At 73.8% G+C, this 18,217-nt stretch carries 18 protein-coding genes; 9 read left to right on the plus strand and 9 right to left on the minus strand.

The genetic code is table 11. The features are described from left to right. Window positions 1-24: 24 nt before the first annotated feature. The 4 genes from SM793_RS11130 to SM793_RS11145 form a co-directional block, all read right to left on the minus strand. A complete protein-coding gene (locus tag SM793_RS11130; RefSeq protein WP_320437940.1) occupies window positions 25-726 on the minus strand; it encodes a potassium channel family protein in 702 nt (233 codons plus the stop codon). Between the two features lie 211 nt (window positions 727-937). Further along, window positions 938-1,237 (minus strand): Sec-independent protein translocase subunit TatA, encoded by a 300-nt coding sequence (tatA, locus tag SM793_RS11135; protein ID WP_320437941.1) that lies wholly within the window; start codon window positions 1,235-1,237, stop codon window positions 938-940. A gap of 184 nt (window positions 1,238-1,421) precedes the next feature. Further along, window positions 1,422-2,060, minus strand: a complete 639-nt coding sequence (locus SM793_RS11140; RefSeq protein ID WP_320437942.1) for a methyltransferase domain-containing protein — start codon at window positions 2,058-2,060, stop codon at window positions 1,422-1,424. Window positions 2,061-2,306: 246 nt separating this feature from the next. Then, window positions 2,307-3,857 (minus strand): MFS transporter, encoded by a 1,551-nt coding sequence (locus tag SM793_RS11145; RefSeq protein WP_320437943.1) that lies wholly within the window; start codon window positions 3,855-3,857, stop codon window positions 2,307-2,309. 135 nt (window positions 3,858-3,992) lie between these two features. Here SM793_RS11145 and SM793_RS11150 point away from each other — a divergent pair, with 135 nt between their 5' ends. Continuing rightward, complete coding sequence (locus tag SM793_RS11150) at window positions 3,993-4,616, plus strand: TetR/AcrR family transcriptional regulator (RefSeq protein ID WP_320437944.1); 624 nt, start codon at window positions 3,993-3,995, stop codon at window positions 4,614-4,616. Window positions 4,617-4,619: 3 nt separating this feature from the next. Here the strand turns inward: SM793_RS11150 and SM793_RS11155 are convergent, their stop codons facing one another. After that, window positions 4,620-4,937: a cupin gene (locus SM793_RS11155; RefSeq protein WP_320437945.1), complete on the minus strand. Its 318-nt coding sequence runs from the start codon at window positions 4,935-4,937 to the stop codon at window positions 4,620-4,622. Window positions 4,938-5,162: 225 nt separating this feature from the next. Between SM793_RS11155 and SM793_RS11160 the strand changes: the two genes are divergently transcribed. Further along, entirely contained in the window at window positions 5,163-5,429 is a 267-nt protein-coding gene (locus tag SM793_RS11160; protein ID WP_320437946.1) for a hypothetical protein, read from the plus strand. Between the two features lie 112 nt (window positions 5,430-5,541). On the opposite strand, the gene SM793_RS11165 is transcribed toward SM793_RS11160, so the two are convergent. Then, a complete protein-coding gene (locus tag SM793_RS11165; protein ID WP_320437947.1) occupies window positions 5,542-6,699 on the minus strand; it encodes an acyl-CoA dehydrogenase family protein in 1,158 nt (385 codons plus the stop codon). A gap of 241 nt (window positions 6,700-6,940) precedes the next feature. On the opposite strand from SM793_RS11165, the gene SM793_RS11170 reads away from it, so the two are divergent. After that, window positions 6,941-8,212 (plus strand): TetR/AcrR family transcriptional regulator, encoded by a 1,272-nt coding sequence (locus SM793_RS11170; RefSeq protein WP_320437948.1) that lies wholly within the window; start codon window positions 6,941-6,943, stop codon window positions 8,210-8,212. A 119-nt stretch (window positions 8,213-8,331) separates the two neighbouring features. On the opposite strand, the gene SM793_RS11175 is transcribed toward SM793_RS11170, so the two are convergent. Continuing rightward, entirely contained in the window at window positions 8,332-8,652 is a 321-nt protein-coding gene (locus SM793_RS11175) for a hypothetical protein (protein ID WP_320437949.1), read from the minus strand. Window positions 8,653-8,912: 260 nt separating this feature from the next. On the opposite strand from SM793_RS11175, the gene SM793_RS11180 reads away from it, so the two are divergent. The 5 genes from SM793_RS11180 (at window position 8,913) to SM793_RS11200 (ending at window position 16,076) form a co-directional block, all read left to right on the plus strand. Continuing rightward, window positions 8,913-9,647 (plus strand): DedA family protein, encoded by a 735-nt coding sequence (locus SM793_RS11180; RefSeq protein ID WP_320437950.1) that lies wholly within the window; start codon window positions 8,913-8,915, stop codon window positions 9,645-9,647. A 127-nt stretch (window positions 9,648-9,774) separates the two neighbouring features. Continuing rightward, complete coding sequence (locus tag SM793_RS11185) at window positions 9,775-11,649, plus strand: threonine/serine exporter family protein (RefSeq protein ID WP_320437951.1); 1,875 nt, start codon at window positions 9,775-9,777, stop codon at window positions 11,647-11,649. Window positions 11,650-11,718: 69 nt separating this feature from the next. Next, window positions 11,719-12,855, plus strand: coding sequence for a hypothetical protein (locus SM793_RS11190; protein ID WP_320437952.1), 1,137 nt, complete (start codon window positions 11,719-11,721; stop codon window positions 12,853-12,855). 306 nt (window positions 12,856-13,161) lie between these two features. After that, window positions 13,162-14,604, plus strand: a complete 1,443-nt coding sequence (locus SM793_RS11195) for a C40 family peptidase (RefSeq protein ID WP_320437953.1) — start codon at window positions 13,162-13,164, stop codon at window positions 14,602-14,604. 158 nt (window positions 14,605-14,762) lie between these two features. Then, window positions 14,763-16,076, plus strand: a complete 1,314-nt coding sequence (locus tag SM793_RS11200) for a GNAT family N-acetyltransferase (RefSeq protein ID WP_320437954.1) — start codon at window positions 14,763-14,765, stop codon at window positions 16,074-16,076. A gap of 69 nt (window positions 16,077-16,145) precedes the next feature. Here SM793_RS11200 and SM793_RS11205 read toward each other — a convergent pair whose 3' ends face one another. After that, on the minus strand, window positions 16,146-16,952 hold the full coding sequence (locus tag SM793_RS11205) for a TetR family transcriptional regulator (RefSeq protein ID WP_413815925.1): 807 nt from the start codon (window positions 16,950-16,952) through the stop codon (window positions 16,146-16,148). A 111-nt stretch (window positions 16,953-17,063) separates the two neighbouring features. Between SM793_RS11205 and SM793_RS11210 the strand changes: the two genes are divergently transcribed. Then, a complete protein-coding gene (locus SM793_RS11210) occupies window positions 17,064-17,606 on the plus strand; it encodes a GNAT family N-acetyltransferase (protein ID WP_320437956.1) in 543 nt (180 codons plus the stop codon). Here the strand turns inward: SM793_RS11210 and SM793_RS36385 are convergent. Next, window positions 17,591-18,211, minus strand: a complete 621-nt coding sequence (locus tag SM793_RS36385) for an Appr-1-p processing protein (protein ID WP_413815924.1) — start codon at window positions 18,209-18,211, stop codon at window positions 17,591-17,593. The genes SM793_RS11210 and SM793_RS36385 overlap by 16 nt on opposite strands. Window positions 18,212-18,217: the final 6 nt, after the last annotated feature.

Here is an 18,217-nt window from a genome sequence, read left to right on the forward strand (position 1 = left end):
CCGCGTGGTCGACCCCGGTCCTTCCTAGCCGCCCTCGTGCCCACCGCTCCTGCGCCCGCCGCCGCCCTGGTCGTGCTTGCGGCCGCGCAGGAGGCCCCGGCTGCGCCGACCCTGGCCCGGGCCGGGGCCCGGTCGGCCGCCGTGGCCGTGGCCGAGCCGGTGACCGGGAGGGGGACCGGGGGCGTCCTCGGAGCGGTGGGCGCGGACCTCCATCCCGGAGCGGACCGTCCGGCTCAGAGCGCCGGCCGCCGCCGCCAGAAAGACGAAGTTGTAGACGATCTGCAGAAGCACCACCAGCCGCGGCCCCTGGCCCGACGCGGTGATGTCGCCGTAGCCGATGGTCGCCATCGTGACGACCGTGAAGTACAGCGCGTCCAGACGGGTCACCAGCCCGTCGAACTCGCCCGGACGGTCGGCCAGGACGTAGTAGGTGCCGGCGAAGACGGTCAGTGAGAAGCAGATCAGGAAGGCCAGCCAGACGCCGGGATGGCGGCCGGTGCCGCGGATGCTGTCGACGATCCGGGCCAGCAGCAGCCCGGTCAGCAGGGTCAGCACCGCGGCGAAGAGCACCCAGCTCAGCAGCGGGTGGTCGTCGCCCAGGGCGCGCAGCGGCAGGGTGAAGTAGCCGAGCATCAGCAGGGCGAACGAGCCCAGCAGCAGTCCCCAGGCCCGCGGGTCGGGATGCACCAGGGGCGGGGTCGGCGGCGGCTGCTCGTTCGCGGACATCCCGGCCAGCCTGCCCCGGTGCGGCCCGGCCCGCCGTCCGGGCTGCTCCGTCCGGGCTGTTCCGTGGGGCCTGTTCCGTGGGGCCCGTTCCGTCGGGGTTGTTCGGTCAGGTCGAGGGCTGGAGGCCGAGCACCGGTACGGCTGCCGGGCCGGACACGACGAAGCCCCCGCCGTCGGGCGGGGGCTTCGGTCGGCTTAGTACCGCCGCAGGTCAGGCGGTGGTGGACCGGGGCGTCTCGGTGGCCTTGGTCACATTGGTCGGGTTGACGGCGGCCGGGCGGGGCTCGGCGGCCGGCTGGGCCGGGGCGGCGGTGCTCTGGGCGGTACCCGGCGCGGCGTCGGCGGTGGCGGGAGTGTCGTCCTCGCGCATCGCCTTCGTCTCCGCCTTGAGGATCCGCATCGACTTGCCGAGGCCGCGGGCCATCTCCGGCAGCTTCTTCGACCCGAACAGGAGGATCACGACAGCCAGCACGACAAGCACGTGCCAGGGCTCCAGACCGTTACGCAGCATCCCTGGCCACCGGTCCCTTCTCGTCTAGAGTCATACGTCACAGTTGGGCAAAGCGCCCGTCCTGGCCAGTATGCCTGTCCGCGGCGGCGAACGTATACACCGGCCGGGAAACGCTGGTCAAAAACCAGGTGCTGCGCGGACGGACGACCGAGGGGTCCGGGATGCCCGTCCGCCACCCGTCCGGTCAGGTCCGACGGGCCAGCAGATAGCCGCGGCGGGTCGGCGCCTCCTCGGGGTACGGGTCGCGCTCCAGCCGGGCCGTGACGGTGAAACCGGCCTCCGTCAGCAGGCCGGCGACGGTGTCGGGCTCCAGGGAGCGGAAGTCCACGTCCACCCGGTGGCCCCACCACTGGTCCAGCGTCGTCACCTCGGTGCCCTGGTGGAACGAGACCAGCAGCACCCCGGACGGCCGCAGTACCCGCCGCATCTCCGCGAAGGCGGGCCGCAGCTCGCCGGGTTCGAGGTGGATCACCGAGTAGAGCGCCACCGCGGCGGCGAACTCCCCGTCGGCGGCGGGCAGCGCCAGCAGGTCGCCGACCCGGAACTCCGCCCCGGGGTGCTCCCGCCGGGCGACCGCCACCATCGCGGGCGACAGGTCCACCCCGACCGCCGCCGCCCCCCGTTCGCCCAGCCATCCGGTGATGTGCCCCGGCCCGCACCCGAGGTCCGCCACCGCGCCTCCGGCGGCCTCCTCCAGCACCACCCCGAGCAGCGCCCGGTCCATCACCTTGAACGCCAGCTCGCCCCCGATCCGCTTCCGGTACTCCTCCGCCACCGTGTCGTAGCTCGCCCGCACCCGCCCGTGTACCCCGTTGTCGCTCATCCCGGCAGCCTGGCACGTGGCTCCTCCCCGCACGGCCGAACGGCCGAAACGGTCGAACAAGCCTGCGGCCGGGCCGACAAACCCTGCGACCGGACAACCCTGCGACCGGACAACCCTGCGACCGGACAACCCTGCGACCGGACAGCCCTGCGACCGGACAACACCGCGGCCGAACGCGGCGGCCCCCGCCCGGGTGGGCGGGGGCCGCGATGACGCGCGTGCGGGGGACCGGGTGGAGCGGGCGGGTCAGGCGGTGGCGGGCTCGGGGGTCCTGGCGGCCGGGGCGGCGGCGGGGAGGTGGCGCATCAGGCGGTAGGCGAGGAGGGAGGCGACGACCGCGAGGACCAGGCCGACCACGGCGGCGACGTGCAGGCCGTCGGTGAACGCGGCCCGGGCGGTGGCGAGCAGGTCGGTGCCGAGCCGGCCGGGCAGCTGGGCGGCGACGGTGACGGCGCCGCCGAGGGTGTCCTGCGCGGTGCGGGCGGCCTCGCCGTCCAGGCCGGCCGGGAGGGCGCCGTCCAGCCGGGAGCGGTAGACCGCGGCGCCGGCCGCGCCCAGCAGGGCGATGCCGAGGGAGCTGCCCAGTTCGACGGCGGTCTCGGAGGTGGCGGAGGCGGCGCCCGCCCGCTCGATCGGGGCGGCGGAGACGACCATCTCGGCGGTGAGGGTCATGGTGCCGACGGTGCCGGCGGCCAGCACGCCGGCCGCGGTGAGGATGAGCGCCAGCGGCGAGTCCGGGCCGACCAGGGTCATCATCGCGAAGCCGGTCGCGCCGATCAGGAAGCCGCCGGCCATCATCGCCGCCGGGCGGACCTTCCCGGCGAGCGCCGAGCTGAGACCGACGGCCGCACCGACGCCCACGCTGGGGACGAGCGACCAGAGCGAGGCGGTGAGCGGGCTCATGCCCTTGACCAGCTGCAGGTACTGCGAGGTGAAGAGGGTGAAGCCCATCATCGCGAACATCGCCACGGTGTTGACGGTGATCGCCCCGCTGAAGGCGCGGATCCGGAACAGGGCCAGGTCGAGCAGCGGGTTGGCGGCGGTGCGCTGGCGCCAGTAGAACGCGCCGGCCAGCAGCAGGCCGACCGGGACGGCGAGCGCGGCGACCGGGTCCCAGCCGTCCACCGCGAGCGTCTTGACGCCGTAGACCAGCGGCAGGACGGCGGTCATCGAGAGGACGGCGCCGAGCAGGTCGAAGCCGCCGCGCTGCGGGGAGCGGTACTCGGGGAGCAGGGCCGGGGCGGCGAGCAGGACCAGGGCCATCACCGGGACGGCGAGCAGGAAGACCGAGCCCCACCAGAAGTGGTCGAGCAGCAGGCCGCCCGCGACGGGGCCGAGGGTGGCGCCGGCGGTGAGGATGCCGCCCCAGGCGCCGAGCGCGATCTGACGCTGCTTGGGGTCGTGGAACATGTTGCGGATCAGCGCGAGGGTCGAGGGCATCACGGTGGCCCCGGCGATGCCCAGGGCGGCGCGGGCGGCGATCAGCTGGCCGGCACCGTCCGCGTAGGCGGCGAGCAGCGAGGCGCCGATGAATCCGGCCGCGCCGGTCATCAGCAGCCGTCGGCGGCCGATCCGGTCACCCAGCGCGCCCATCGTGATGAGCAGCCCGGCCAGCAGGAACGAGTACATGTCCATGATCCACAGCTGCTCGGTGCCGCTCGGCGCCAGCGTGGTGGAGATGTAGGGGACGGCGAAGAAGAGGACGCCCATGTCCATGGTCAGGACGAGGGTCGGGAGCAGGAGGACGGCGAGGCCGATCCATTCGCGACGGCCTGCGCGGCCGGTGGTGGCGGTCATGAGGAAGACGGTACGGACGTGTCAGACGTTTGTCTAGTACGAATGTCTCAATCGATCGTGCGAGACCTCGGTGCTAGACGGCCGTGCCAGACGTTCGTGCAAGACAAACGTCTTGATCGGACGTAGCATGCGGGCATGGGAAATCGTGAGGACCTCATGGCCGGCGCCAAGCAATGCCTCTTCGAGAAGGGCTACGCCCGCAGCACCGCCCGGGACATCGCCACCGCCTCGGGCGTCAGCCTGGCGGCGATCGGCTACCACTTCGGCTCCAAGGAGGCGCTGCTCAACGCGGCGCTGATCGAGGCCACGGAGGAGTGGGGCTCGGTGCTGGCGGCGGTGGTGGCGCGGGCGACCGAGGCGTCCGACGAACCGGCGGAGCGCTTCGTCGCGGTCTGGGACGGTGTGCTCGGGACCATCGCCGAGCACCGCGGACTCTGGGCCTCGCAGTTCGAGGTGATGCTGCAGGCGGACCGGGTGCCCGAGCTGCGGGAGGCGCTCGCCGGGATCCAGAAGGAGGGGCGGCTCGGACTGTCGGCGCTGTTCCAGGGACTGCCCGAGGTGCCGGACACCGAGGAGGAGCTGTCCCGGGGCATCTTCTACCAGGCGCTGCTGGTCGGCCTGGCCGGTCAGTGGCTGGCCACCCCCGACCTGGCGCCCCGCGGGCAGGACTTCCTGCGCGGGCTGGAGCTGGTCGGCGGCTCGGTGCTCAAGTCGAAGGGTGCGGCGGACGCTCCGGGATGGCACGGGCCCACCGGCTGAACCTCAGACGGTGACGGCCGTCAGCAGCACCACCGAGTCGACGTGCGCGAGCAGGCCGTGCCGCTCCTGCGGGACGGCCTGCAGCTGACCGGCGGCGAGTTCCTCGCGCCGCCCCGCGACGGTGACCGACACCCGGCCGCGCAGCACCTGGAGGCTGGCCGCGGCCGGGGCGTTGTGCTCGTCGAGCGAGGTGCCCGCGGTCAGGGCGATCACGGTCTGCCGCAGGACCCCGTCGTGCAGCACCAGATGGGCGCTGCGGCCGTGCGGGCTCTCGGCGGCCCTGGCCGCGTGTTCCGCGACGAGCTGTTCGAGATCGACCATCGCGCGTCCTCCTGCCGTCCTGCTGTCGCCCCGTCGTGCCGTCCCGCGGCGCGGCCGTCCGGCTGCCGCGTCGGGGGATCCCTTGCGGCCCAGCGTCCCGGACCCGCCCCGCGCCCGCACGCCGAGCGGCGCCCGCACGCCGAACGGGGCCCGCACGCCGGGCGGCGCACGCGTGCGGACGCGCTCGGCGTGCGGAGGCGGCCGACTGCGTCCATCGTGGAGGACATGGCGACCAACGAGCGTTCTTTCAGCGGGTTCCAGGTCAACCGCTCGCTGCTGGCCGGCGGCGCGGTGCTCACGGGCATCGGCGCGCTGTTCGGGACGGCGGGTGCGGTGATGGTGTGCGCGGCGCTGGCCACGGCCGGCCGCGACTGGATGCGGCGGCTGGACACCGCGCCGACGGCCTTGGCCCAGCGGGCCCTGCACGAGGCCAAGGTGGCGTCCTCGGCGGGCTGGGAGGCCTGGCGCACCGAGCACCACTCGCCCAACTGATCGCGGGGCCGGGGCCGTCCGCCGTTCGCCGTCCGAGCGTCCACCCGTTCGCCCGTCCGCGCAGAGCCGGACGGGCGAACGCTGCCGTCGGCCGGGCGTCGGCCGGGCCGGACTACAGACCGAGCGACTTGGCGACGATGCTGCGCATGACCTCGCTGGTGCCGCCGTAGATCCGGAAGACCCGGTTGTCGGTGTAGAGCCGGGCGATCGGGTACTCCAGGATGTAGCCGTAACCACCGTGCAGCTGCAGGCACTTGTCGATCACGACGGACGCCGACTCGGTACAGAACAGCTTCGTCGCGGCGGCGTCCGAGACCGTCAGCTCGCCGTTCTGGTACAGCTCCAGCGCGCGGTCGACCATTGACTGCTGCGCCATCACCTGCGACTCGCAGTCAGCCAGGGTGAACTTGGTGTTCTGGAACTCGGCGACCGCCTTCCCGAAGACCTTGCGGTCCTTGACGTACTGCACCGCGAACCGCACCGCCGCCGCGGCGGCCGCGTACGCGCCGACCGCGATCGCCAGCCGCTCCTGCACCAGGTTGTGGGTCAGGTAGGTGAACGCCCGTCCCTCGTCGCCGAGCAGGTCCTCCACCGGCACCTTGACGTCGGCGAAGGCCAGTTCGGCGGTGTCCGAGCTGCGCAGGCCGATCTTCTGGAGCTTGCGGCCGACCGTGTAGCCGGGGGAGGTGGTGTCCACGCAGAGGATGGAGAGCCCGGCCCGGCGGTTGTCCGGGTCGTACGGCGAGGTACGGCAGACCACCAGGACGAGGTCGGCGAGGACGCCGCCGGTGATGAAGGTCTTGGCGCCGTTGAGGACGTAGTGGGTGCCGTCCTCGGAGAGCCGGGCGGTGGTGGAGATGCCGGCGAGGTCGGAGCCGGCGCCGGGCTCGGTCATCGCGATCGCGGTCATGATGTCGCCGGAGACGAAGCCGGGCAGCCAGCGCGCCTTCTGCTCCTCGTTGGCGTACTCCAGCAGATACGGCAGCACCAGACCGGTGTGCACGCCCGAGGACCCGAAGCCGACGCCGGCCCGCGCGGTCTCCTCGGCCACCACGGCCTGGTACTTGAAGCCGCTCTCGCCCGCGCCGCCGTACTCCTCGGGCACCTCGATGCCGTAGACGCCGAGCGCGCCCAGCGTGCGGTAGAAGTCCCGCGGCGGGTGGCCCGCGGCCTCCCAGTCCTCGTACACGGGGACGACCTCGTTGGCGATGAAGTCGCGGATGGTCTCGCGGAAGGCCTCGTGGTCCTCGGTGAACACGGTGCGGCGCACGGGGGCGCTCCCTTCGACGTGCCCGGCACGGCGCGGCCGGGCGGCCCGCCGATGGCCCCACAAGTTAATCGGGGGTAGCTTCGGCTGTCCAGGGTCGGCGGAGGGGCGTTCACGCTGCTGTCGACGGTTGGGGGGAAAGGACCGGCGGGGCCTCAAGTGAACGGCTGCTAGCCTGCCGGACACTGTCGGAGCGGGCGTCGAACGGGTGTCCAGAGGGGTGTCCGGAGGGATGTCCGGTGGGATGTCCGGAGGGGTGGGCGTCATGGTGGTGCGGCGGCCGCCCGCGCGGGCCCGGCGGGCGCAGATCCTGGCCGTGGCCGCCGAGCGCTTCCACCGCGAGGGCTACCACCAGGTGTCGATGGCGGAGGTCGCGGCCGGGGTCGGCATCACCGCGCCCGCCCTGTACCGGCACTTCCGGAGCAAGCCCGAACTGCTCGACCGCACCGTCGGGGTGGGCCTCGAGGCGCTGGCCGACGCGGTGCGCACGGCCGGCTCGACGGCCGACCTCGCCGCCGCGCTGGCCGCCGTCGCGGTCGCGCACCGCCCGCTGGGCACCCTGGTGCAGCGCGACGCCCGGCTGCTGCCGCCGGACCGGCGGGCGGCGCTCCGGCGCGAACTGCGCGCTGATGTCCGCCTGATGGCCGCCGTGCTGCGCGTCGAACGCCCCGGACTCGCCGCCGCGGACGCCGAACTGCTGTGCTGGTCGGCGCTGTCGGCGGGGGCCGGGCTCTCCCACCAGTCGGCGGCCCCGCAGCCGCGCCGGGCCGAACGGCTGCTCCGGGAGGTGCTCGGGGCGGTGCTCGCGGTCCGCCTCGACGCCGACGGTCGGGCGGCCGAGTCGGCGGCCGAGCCGGATCCCGATCCTGATCCCGATCCCGGTCCCGCGTCCGCGCCCCCTCACGCAGGGGTGCCGGGGCCGCGGCGGCGTCGGGAGGAACTGCTGACGGCCGCCGTGCGGCTGTTCCACCGGCGGGGCTTCGACAACGTCAGCACCGGCCGGCTGGGCGCGGCGGTCGGGATCTCGGGGCCCAGCGTCTACCGGCACTACGACAGCAAGGCGCAGTTGCTGGCCGCCGCCCTGGTGCGGGGCCGGGAGCGCCTCCGGCACGAGGTCGGCGGCGCGATCACCGGCACACCGGGCGGTCCGGAACGGGCGCTGGCGGCGGGGCTGGCCGCGTACGTGGACTTCGCCCGGAGCAACGGGGACTACCTGGGCATGATGCTGAGCGAGACCGAGCGGCTGGCGCCGCCGGACCGCCGGGCCGCGGTGGACTTCCGGCGGGACTTCCTGCGCGGCTGGGTGGACCTGCTGCTCCGGGTCCGCCCGGAGGAGGGCGCGGTGGCCGCCCGGATCCGGGTGCACGCGCTGTTCTCGCTGGTGAACGACGGGGTGCGGAACCCGCCGCACAGTGTCCGGCCGGATCTGGACGACTGTCTGCTGCGGCTCGGTCGGGCCGTCCTCGGTCTCCCGGAACCGGCGGACCCGGGAGACCGGAGCGACGCGGCCGGGTGAGCACCCCGCCGGCGTGGGGTGCCCACCCGGCCGCGATTCGGCGGATGCGCCAGGGGTTGTCCGACACTTCGCGCGCGCGGCGGGAACGGTCGGACGACCCCTCAGGGGCGGAGCGTCGCTCAGCCGCCGATCTGCGGGGCGAACAGGGCGGCGAGGTTGCCGTTGCCCTGGAGGGCCCCGATGTTGCCGGCGTTCCCGGTCGCGGCCAGGGTGTTGCCCTGGTTGCTGGCGCCGGAGCCGGTGGCGGTCTGCTGGGCGCTGACCACGTTGCCGTGGACGTTGCCGATGATGTTGCCGGAGCCGGTGTTGCTCACCACGCTGCTGTTGGAGTGGTGGTCCGCGCCGGCGCCGTTGTCGGCGTGGGCGGTGCCGATGCCGATGCCGGCGAGGAGGAAGGCCCCGAGGGCGGTGACGGCGGCGGCTGCGCGGATACGGGACACGATGGTCTCCCTGAGGGTGGAGTGCGAATGGTGGCGCGTTCCGGAGTGGCCGCTCCGCAGCGCCGTTGCCTGACGTCGCACGACCAGGATTCATCAGGGCCGGGGGGAACTCCACCGAACGGCCGAGGATTCGCCCGATGGTGGTACCCGGATGATTGTCCGACTGCTGTCCCGACCAGGGATGTTCGAAGGTTCCTTGGTGAATGCTTTACTGTTCCATTGCCAAGAGTCGACCTTTCAGGCCCCCAGGAGTCCATCCCGTGACCAGCCTCGCCCTCGGCCCGTCCTGGCTCGATCCGACCTACCTGATCTCCACCTTCGGGCTGATCGGCATCCTGGCCATCGTCTTCGCCGAGTCGGGCCTGCTGATCGGCTTCTTCCTCCCGGGTGACTCGCTGCTCTTCACCACCGGTCTGCTGGTGGCCGGCGGCACCTATCTGCACCAGCCGCTCTGGGTGGTCTGCGCGCTGATCGTGGTGGCGGCGGTGGCCGGCGACCAGGTCGGCTACCTGTTCGGGCGGAAGGTCGGACCGGGCCTGTTCCGCCGCCCCGACTCCCGGCTGTTCAAGCGGGAGAACGTGGAGAAGGCGGCCGCCTTCTTCGACCGGCACGGACCCAAGGCGATCGTGCTCGCCCGGTTCGTGCCGATCGTGCGTACCTTCACTCCGATCGTCGCCGGGGTGAGCGCGATGAACTACCGGGTCTTCGTCCTCTTCAACCTCATCGGCGGCGTGCTCTGGGGCGCGGGCGTCACGGTGCTCGGCTACTTCCTCGGGCAGATCCCGTTCGTCCGGGACAACATCGAGGCGATCCTGGTCGGCATCGTGCTGGTCTCGGTGGTCCCGGTGGCCGTCGAGCTGCTCCGTGCCCGGCGCGCCGGCCGGTCCGCCGCAGCCGCATCCGCATCCGCAGCCGTCGGTGCCGAGCGCACCGAGCGCACCGACCGCGCCGCGGCGCCCGCAGCCGGGGCCGGCGGCCGCCACCGCGCCGGGTAGGCGTCCGCGCCGGCCCGGGCCCGCCGTCCCGTACATGTGCGTCCGGCAGTTCGATCGGGCATGGTGTATCCGGAGATCGAACGGCGACCCGGGGGACCGGCACCGCCAGGGGCGGCAAGGAGCGGAAGTGCCGAAGCGGGGCCGGCCGGGCGGCGGCAAGAAGGCCAGGGGCGGCCGGGGCGGTCGGCCGCCCCGGCCGCAGTCCCGGCCCGCCGCGGAGGCGCGTCCGCTCCACCCGTCCGCAGCGCCGCCCACCGAGGGCCTGCTCGGGCGCCCCGCCCCGGTCGTCGAACCGACCGTGGAGATCCCGCTGCTCCTGCCGGCGCCCGAGACCAGGGGCCTGCTGGCCCCCGAACCCGAGCCGGAACCGGACACGCCACCGGTCGACACGCCACCGGTCGACGTGCCACCGACGGACGCGCCACCGACGGACGCGCCACCGGTCGACGGCGAACCGGCCGCCCCGGGCCGCCGCCGTTCGGTGGCCGAGGACACCCTCACCCCCGAGGAGTGGCGGGCCGCCGGCTACACCCCGCCGCTCGGCATCCCGGTCGGCGCCCTCAGTCCCGGCGCGCCCGGCGAGGCGCCGTGGCCGGACCGGATGCGCACCCTGCTGCGCACCCCGATGTCCGAGCGCCCGGCCTTCGAGCGGACCGCCCGCGAGCTGCACCCCTCGGTCGCCGCCGGCCGCAACGTCCCGCGCGTCCTCGACCTGACCCTGCGCATCGGCGAGCTGCTGCTGGCCAGCGGCGAGGCCGCCGAGGACGTCGAGGCGGCCATGCTCGGCATCGCGCACGCCTACCGGCTGGACCGCTGCGAGCCGCAGGTCACCTTCACCCTGATCGGCATCTCGCACCAGCCCTCGCTGGTCGAGCCGCCGGTCACGGCCGACCGGGTGGTGCGCCGCCGCACCGCCGACTACACCCGGCTGAACGCGGTCTACGAGCTGGTCGCGGACATCACCGCCGAGCGGGTGAGCGTCAACGACGCCTACCGCCGGCTCGCGCTGATCCGCCGCAACCGGCACCCGTACCCGGCCTGGATGCTCGCCCTGAACACCGGTCTGCTGGCCGGTGCGGCGACCTTCCTGGTCGGCGGGCAGATCGACGACAAGGCCTGGCTCGTCTTCCTCAGCGCCTTCGTGGCCGCCGTGCTCGGCGACCGGCTGGCCTCGCTGATCGCCCGCCGCGGCCTGCCGGAGTTCTACCAGTTCGTGCTGGCCGCGATGCCGGCCGCGGCCTCCGGCATCGTGCTCTCCTTCAACGACCTGGGTCTGCGCGGCTCGGTGGTGATCACCGGCGGGCTGTTCGCGCTGCTGCCCGGACGCGCCCTGGTCGCCGCCGTGCAGGACGGTCTGACCGGCTTCTACATCACCGCCGCGGCCCGGCTGCTGGAGGTGATCTACCTGGTGGCGGGCATCGTCATCGGCGTGATGCTGATCCTCTACCTGGGGGTCGGCTTCCAGGCGAAGCTGAAACCGGACGAGTCGCTGGTCGGGATCAGCTACCCGCCGGTCCAGATGGTCGCGGCGCTGGTGCTGACCTGCGCCTTCGCGATGCTGCTGCAGACCGACCGGCGCTCGCTGGCCCTGGTCACCCTGAACAGCGGCATCGGCTGGGCCAGCTACGGGGTGCTGGCCTACAACGCCCAGCTCTCGCCGATCGTCGCGACCGGCGTCGCGGCCGGTCTGGTCGGCCTCTTCGGCCAGCTGATGGCGCGCTACCGCAACGGCTCCGCGCTGCCGTACGTCACCGCCGCCATCGGGCCGCTGATGCCCGGTTCGGCGCTCTACCTCGGCATGCTGTCGTTCGCCCAGGGCCACCCCAGCGGCGGCCTGGTCCAGATCACCAGGGCCGCGGCGATCGCCCTGGCGCTGGCCATCGGGGTGAACCTGGGCGGGGAGATCGCCCGGCTCTTCATGAAGCTCCCGGTCGGCGTCGAGCGGCCGTCGCTCGCCCCGGTGATCCCGCGCCGGGCGGCCAAGCGCACCCGCGGTTTCTGACGCCGATCGTTGGCCTCCGGGCCATGTCGTGGCAGACCGCACGCAGCACCAGGAACGAAGGTAAGACGCATGACCACACTGCTGGACGGCTACCGCGAGCACATCGTCGACGCGCACAAGCAACCGCTGTTCCTGCTGCTGGTCGGGTTCATCACCTCGTTCGTCTTCATCCGGTTCAGCGTGCGGATGATCAGGGCCCAGGTCCGCTGGTGGCCCGGAAACGTGACGCCCGGCGGGCTGCACATCCACCACATGGTCTTCGGCCTGGGCTTCCTGCTGGTCGGCGGCATCGGGGTGTTCGCCACCTACGGCGGACACCCGTGGATCGACCTCTTCGGCCTGCTCTTCGGCATCGGCTGCGGTCTGGTGCTGGACGAGTTCGCGCTGATCCTGCACCTGGACGACGTCTACTGGAGCGAGCAGGGCCGCAAGTCGGTGGACGCGGTGATCTTCGGCATCCTCTTCACCGGCCTGCTGCTGGTCGGCTACGTGCCGCTCGGCGCCGAGCCCACCGGGGAGACCAGGTGGGGCCTGGTCACGGTGATCTCGGTGAACGCGCTGGCCATGGTCGTCACCCTGCTCAAGGGCAAGATGTGGACCGGCCTGCTCGGCATCATGGTGCCGGGCCTCTCCTGGGTCGGCGCGATCCGGCTGGCCCGGCCGAGCAGCCCCTGGGCGCGCTGGCGGTACGCCGGGCGCCCGCGTCGCCGGGCCCGGGCGCTCCGGCGCGAGCGTCGTCTGCACCGGCGTGCGGACGTCGCCCGCACCTGGCTTTTCGACCTGATCGCCGGGGCGCCGGACAAGGTGTCGGCCAACCACCCGGCCGCCCACCGGGTGGCCGAGCGGATGGCCGCCCGGGCCAGCGCCCACCTGGACGCGCACGCCGCCCGGGCGCTGTCCCGGCGCTCCGCGCGACTGGCCGACCGGCGCTCGGCGGCGGGCGGGGAGCACCCCTCGGGCAGCCGCCGGACCACCGGGGCGAACGGCGGCAACGGGGGCGCCGCCGGCAACGGGGCGGCGTACGGCGGGGCGGGCGGCTACGGCGCGCCGGGCGAGCAGGAGGGGCCGCTCGGCGGGTCCCAGCGGCGCCGCCGCACCGTCCGGGCCGGCCGCGGCCGGACGTACGCCGTCCGGCCGACCGGGCAGAGCCTCCGTCCGGGGCGACACCGCTGGCTGCGGCCACGGACGCGTCGGATGAGCCGTTAGTTCGTATACCCTGGCGGCCCCAAGGGGACCGTTTTGCGGTCGGATCATCAGATGGTCACCCGGCCGGCGGTGCGAATTTGAGGTGTGAAACCCGTCCCGCTTGAGAACATGGCGAGCAGTGACCGTCTTGTCACGGAATGGGATGTTCTGCCGCACCTGCCGGCCTCGGACAGGCGAGGGGCGGGCGACGGTCCGGCGATCCGCCGGAGCCGCTCGGCCCCGCCGTCGCCGGTCCCGTCGCCGCCCCGGCCGCACCTCGGCGCGGGTGTGCGGCCGCACCCTCGTGACCGTTCGAAGGGATGAACCGTGGCGCGCGGATTTCTGCCGACCCTCCTGTTGTCCCTCACCGCCCTGCTCGGGCTGCTTCCCGTCGCCGCGGCCGCTCCGGTGGAGCCGGGCGAGCCCAGCGCGGCCGCCGAACCGTCCGGCTCCGGTTCTTCCAGTTCTTCCAGTTCTTCCGGCTCGCCCGGCTCTTCCGGTGGACCCGGTTCCGCCGGAGCGCCGGGGGAGGAGGCCTACCCCTCCGCCGAGGAGGTCGACCGGTCCCGGGCCGAGGCCGACGCCGCGGCCGGCTCGGTCGCCGTCATCGAGACCGGCCTCACCGCCGCCAGGGCCGAACTCGACACCGCCGCCCGGACCGCCGAACAGGCCGTCGAGGCGTACAACGGCGCCCAACTGGCCCTCACCCGGGCCCGGGCCGAGGAGTCCGCCGCCGCCGACCGGTCGGCGGCGGCCGAGGCCGAACGGTCCGCCGCCGCCGAGGACGCCGCGGCACTGGCCGCCGAAACGTACCGGCAGGGCACCAGCGCCGAGCTCTCCGCGATCAACGCCCTGCTCGGCGCACGCGGCCCGCGCGAGGCCGGGGACCGGGCCGCCGTGGTCGGGGTCGCCAGCGACCGTTCCCGGCAGATCCTCGACGCGGCCGTCTCCACGGCCGCCGGGTCCGGGCGGGCAGCCGCCGCCGCGCGCACCGCGGCCGAGGCCGCCGAACGGGCCGCCGCGGCGGTCGGCGCCGCCCGGGAGCAGGCCGAGGCCCGGCTGACTGACCAGCAGAACCAGGTCGCGGCCACCGGCCTGAGGCGCGAACAACTGCTCGCCGAACTGGCGGCGGCCCGCCACACCACGGTCGAACTGGAGCGGCAGCGGCGCGAGGCGCTGGAGGCGATCGCGGCCCGGGAGGCCGAGGCGGCGGCGCGCGCGGCGGCGGAGAAGGCGGCTGCCGAACGCGAGGCGGCGGAACGGGCCGCGGCGGAGCTGGCCGCGGCCGAGAAGGCGGCCGCCGAACGGGCCGCCGCCGAGGCCGCCGCTGCTTCCGTCTCCGCCTCAACCCCTGGGAAGACCGGCCAGGCCGCCCCCGCACCCCCGGCCGGGCGGCCCTGGTCCGCCGAGGGCGCGGCCGCCGCCGTGGCCTTCGCCCGTGCCAGGATCGGCCTGCCCTACATCTGGGGAGGCGAGGGCCCGGCCGGCTACGACTGCTCCGGGCTGACCATGATGGCCTGGCGCGAGGGCGGCCGGCGGCTCAACCACTTCGCCGCCGACCAGTACAAACAGTCCACCCCGGTCACCTACCGCCAGCTCCGCCCCGGCGACCTGGTCTTCTGGAGCGCCACCGGCCGCGCCGCCGACATCCACCACGTCGGCCTCTACATCGGCGACGACCAGATGATCGAGGCCCCCCGCGCCGGGATGCCGATCAAGCAGGCCAGCCTCTGGATCATGGGCACCCCGGACTTCTACGCCCGCCCCTGACCTGCCGCCGCCGGTCCCGAGGGCGTTCCGCGGCCCGCACCAGGGTTTCGTGCGTCGGGGCGGGCGGTGGGCCGGGGCGCCGGGCGGTCCGTCAGGGTCGGCTTCCGGCCGGGAATAAATCGGATGCCGTCGCCGAACCCCCGCCGTACCGTGGGCGAATGGGCAACGAGACGAACGGCGGGCCCGGGGAGCCGGGCAGCGGCCGACTGGGCGAGCGGACCGACGCGGGTGACGGGATCGAGATCCGCGCGATCGGCGAGGACGAGGTCGAGGCGTGGGACCGGGCGCTCGTCAAGGGCTTCCTGCGCCCGCACGTGGGCTCGGCGGCGGAGTTCCGCCGTCGGCAGTGGGAGCCGGGCCGGATGCTCGGTGCCCTGGCCGACGGCCGGTTCGTGGCCACCTTCCGCAGTTTCGACACCGAGCTGACCGTCCCCGGCGGCGCGGTCGTCACGGCCGACGCGATCACCGCCGTCACCGTGACCGCCACCCACCGCCGGCGCGGCCTGCTCCGCCGGATGATGACCACGGACCTGGAGGCCGCCCGGGACCGCGGCGCCGCGGTCGCGATCCTGATCGCCGCCGAGTACAACATCTACGGCCGCTACGGCTTCGGCCCAGCGACCCGGGGCCACGGCTGGAACATCGACCTGCTCAGGGCCGGAGGGCTGCGGGACGGCCTGCCCACCGTGCCCGGCGGGCGGATCGACCTGGTGGAGATGGCGGAGCTGCGCAAGCTCGGCCCCGAGCTGTTCGACCGCTGGCGGGTCACCCAGGCCGGCGTGATCGCCCGGGACGAGCTGACCTGGCAGCGGCAGACCGGCGAGATCGAGGTACCCGGCTTCGACTGGAAGGAGCCGTTCGCGGCCGTCCACCGGGCCGCCGACGGCACCCCGACCGGTCTGGCCGTCTACCGGATCGACGACGAGTGGGACGGCTCCTACCCCAACTGCACCCTCACCCTCGTCGACCTGTTCGCCCTCGACCGACCCACGGCCACCGAGCTGTGGCGGTTCGTCTGCTCGATCGACTGGGTCCGCAAGGTCGTGGTCGAGAACGTCGGCCCGGACGATCCGCTGCCGGTGCTGCTGAACGACCCGCGAGCCGCGACGCCGCACGTCGACAACGCCGACTACATGTGGCTGCGGGTGCTCGACATCGAGGCCGCGTTCAACGCCCGGACGTACGGTGCGGCCGGCCGCGCGGTGCTGGAGGTCGACGACCCGGCGGGCCACGTCGCCGGACGCTGGGCGGTCGAGGTCGCCGCGGACGGCACCGGCCGCTGCGTCCGGACGGCCGACGAGCCCGATCTGGCGCTGGACGCCTCGGCGCTGGGCTCCCTCTACCTGGGCGGCGAGACGCTGCCGCGGCTCGCCGTGGCCGGACTGGTCACCGAGCTGCGCCCCGGCGCGGTGGCAGCCGCGGACCTGCTGTTCCGCACGCCGCTGACGGCCTGGAACATCGACGGATTCTGATCGGGCCCCACTGCCCTTGGAATGGCCGGCCCGTTCCCCGCGGGCCGGCCTTCCTCTCGTTCCCTCGCGCTATTTGACGGCGGTCTTCCCGATGGTGGGAAGAATGAAGTCCTGGATGAGCCCCTTGGCGTCGCGGACGATCGGCCGGAACACCCGATAACGCGAGAGGTTGATCACCCGGGCCGCCATGGGGGTGGACCGGCGGACGAATTCCCGGGTCCGCCCGGTGTCCTCGGTCCGGTCGAAGACCCAGTAGAGGACGACGACCATGAGGTGCAGCCAGAGCACGTCGGGCAGCAGCTCGACCAGTTCGGCGTCCAGCTTCGGTGCCAGGTCCGAGCCCTGCAGGACCTCGCGGAACAGCGCGACGGCGGTGGCCCGGGCCGGGTGCGACTCGTTGGAGAACGGGCTCAGGGCGCTGGTGGGGTCGGCCGCCGTCCGGAAGAACTGCGCGGCGAACTCGTGGTACGGGGCCGCCGTATCGAGCCAGGAGACCAGGGCGATCTCCAGGCGCTCGGCGAAGTCCCGGGTATCGGCCATGCGATTCCTGGCGTCCGCCGCATGGTCGTACGTCATCCGGTCGTAGAAACCCTGGATGAGGAATTCCTTCGCCGAAAAATAGTAATAAGCATTTCCGACCGAAACGCCCGCCTCGGCGGCGATGGCGCGCATGGTGGTCTTCTCGTAGCCGCGCTCCTGGAACAGCCGCATCGCGGTCTCCAGGATCAGGGCCCGGGTCTGCTCGCTCTTGTCGGTCTTCGGCTGGGCGCGGCTGCCACGGGTCTCGGCGGGCGCCGGGGGGGCGCTGCTGTCGGTGCCGCCGCCGTCGGTGCCACTGCCGTCGTTCGTCGCGCTGGGGCCGTTCGTCGCTGCCAGGTCGTCCACGGCCCCGAGCCTAGCCCGATCGGCTCAGTCCCCGGTGGTGCCGGCAGGGACGGCACCGGAGGCCCCTTCGCGTCCGGTGCGGCCGGATGAGAGGCTCGTTCCGTGATCACCACCATTCGCCGGGGGAACGTCCGGGACGCCGAGGCCGTCGCCGCACTGCACGCCGCCAGCTGGCGCAGCGCGTACGCCGGCATCGTCCCCGACGGCGCCCTCGGCGACGGGCTGGCGGACGAGCGGCGCGAGATCTGGGAACTGCGGCTGAGCGTCGACTACGGCGCCCCGGAGGCGACCCCCGAGCTGCTGATCGCCGAACGCGCGGGCGACACCGTGGGATTCGCCTACCTCGTCCCGATGCCGGACGGCCGGGTACTGCTCGACAACCTGCACGTCCGACCCGGGCTGACCGGCACCGGAATCGGCGGGGACCTGCTGGACGCGGCCCGCGCCCATGTCGCCCGACAGCACCCCGGGGCCGACCTCTACCTGGAGGTGCTGCAGGCCAACACCCGCGCGGTCGCCTTCTACGAGCGCGCCGGCGGCAGACGCACCGCGACCGGGCAGGGCGTCTTCCCCGGCGGCCACACGCTGCCCGAGTACGAGTACACCTGGCCGGCCGTCGCGCCGTCCGGTCAGTCGTGGTCGTAGACCGTCACCGGCACCCCCCGTTCCGCCAACCGGGCCCGCACCAGCGGCTCCACCGACTCCCAGCGCCCGCCCGCCAGCCCGCAGCCGATCCGCGGCATGTGCACCGAGGCGCCCAGGCCCAGCGCGTGCCCGCCGAGGGTTGTCAGCGCCGTGTCGATCGCCTCGTAGCGCACCGGCGGCCCGGAGGAGCGGCCCGTCCGGATGCCGCGCTGGCCGACCAGGTTGGCCACCCAGAGGTACTCCGCCACCCGGACCAGTTGCACCGCACCGAGCCCGAAGTCGTTCCCCGCACGCTCCCGGTGCCACCGCCGGTACGCGGCCTCCGGCTCGGCCCAGCGCCGGGAGACCGCCAGCACAAAACCCTTCCCCCATCCCCAGTTGCTCGCCCGCTCGCCTCCGGGGCGCTTTGGTCCGGTGCCGACGGTCGGCGCTCCGATGCCCCTTCGTTCCTCAGGGGCCTCCTCACGCTCTCCCTTTCGGCACCGGCGCGCCCCTTCGGCTCGGGGCGGGGCATTGCAGACATGCGCGATCACCTTCACCCCTTTGCCCAGGGGCACCGTGGCGTCGCCACGGACGTAGTCGATGGTGCTCGCCGCCGTCGCCATGTCCCG

This window comes from Kitasatospora purpeofusca, from assembly GCF_034043715.1.
In the GTDB taxonomy this organism is placed as follows: domain Bacteria; phylum Actinomycetota; class Actinomycetes; order Streptomycetales; family Streptomycetaceae; genus Kitasatospora; species Kitasatospora purpeofusca_A.

What these genes read in the sequence shown, in the direction of transcription:
- SM793_RS11190 (WP_320437952.1), top strand. Translation starts at nt 11,719, where the DNA reads ATGACCACACTGCTGGACGGCTACCGCGAGCACATCGTCGACGCGCAC.
- SM793_RS11150 (WP_320437944.1), top strand. Translation starts at nt 3,993, where the DNA reads ATGGGAAATCGTGAGGACCTCATGGCCGGCGCCAAGCAATGCCTCTTC.
- SM793_RS11155 (WP_320437945.1), bottom strand. Translation starts at nt 4,937, where the DNA reads ATGGTCGATCTCGAACAGCTCGTCGCGGAACACGCGGCCAGGGCCGCC.
- SM793_RS11130 (WP_320437940.1), bottom strand. Translation starts at nt 726, where the DNA reads ATGTCCGCGAACGAGCAGCCGCCGCCGACCCCGCCCCTGGTGCATCCC.
- tatA (WP_320437941.1), bottom strand. Translation starts at nt 1,237, where the DNA reads ATGCTGCGTAACGGTCTGGAGCCCTGGCACGTGCTTGTCGTGCTGGCT.
- SM793_RS11140 (WP_320437942.1), bottom strand. Translation starts at nt 2,060, where the DNA reads ATGAGCGACAACGGGGTACACGGGCGGGTGCGGGCGAGCTACGACACG.
- SM793_RS36385 (WP_413815924.1), bottom strand. Translation starts at nt 18,211, where the DNA reads ATGGCGACGGCGGCGAGCACCATCGACTACGTCCGTGGCGACGCCACG.
- SM793_RS11160 (WP_320437946.1), top strand. Translation starts at nt 5,163, where the DNA reads ATGGCGACCAACGAGCGTTCTTTCAGCGGGTTCCAGGTCAACCGCTCG.
- SM793_RS11200 (WP_320437954.1), top strand. Translation starts at nt 14,763, where the DNA reads ATGGGCAACGAGACGAACGGCGGGCCCGGGGAGCCGGGCAGCGGCCGA.
- SM793_RS11145 (WP_320437943.1), bottom strand. Translation starts at nt 3,857, where the DNA reads ATGACCGCCACCACCGGCCGCGCAGGCCGTCGCGAATGGATCGGCCTC.
- SM793_RS11170 (WP_320437948.1), top strand. Translation starts at nt 6,941, where the DNA reads ATGTCCGGAGGGGTGGGCGTCATGGTGGTGCGGCGGCCGCCCGCGCGG.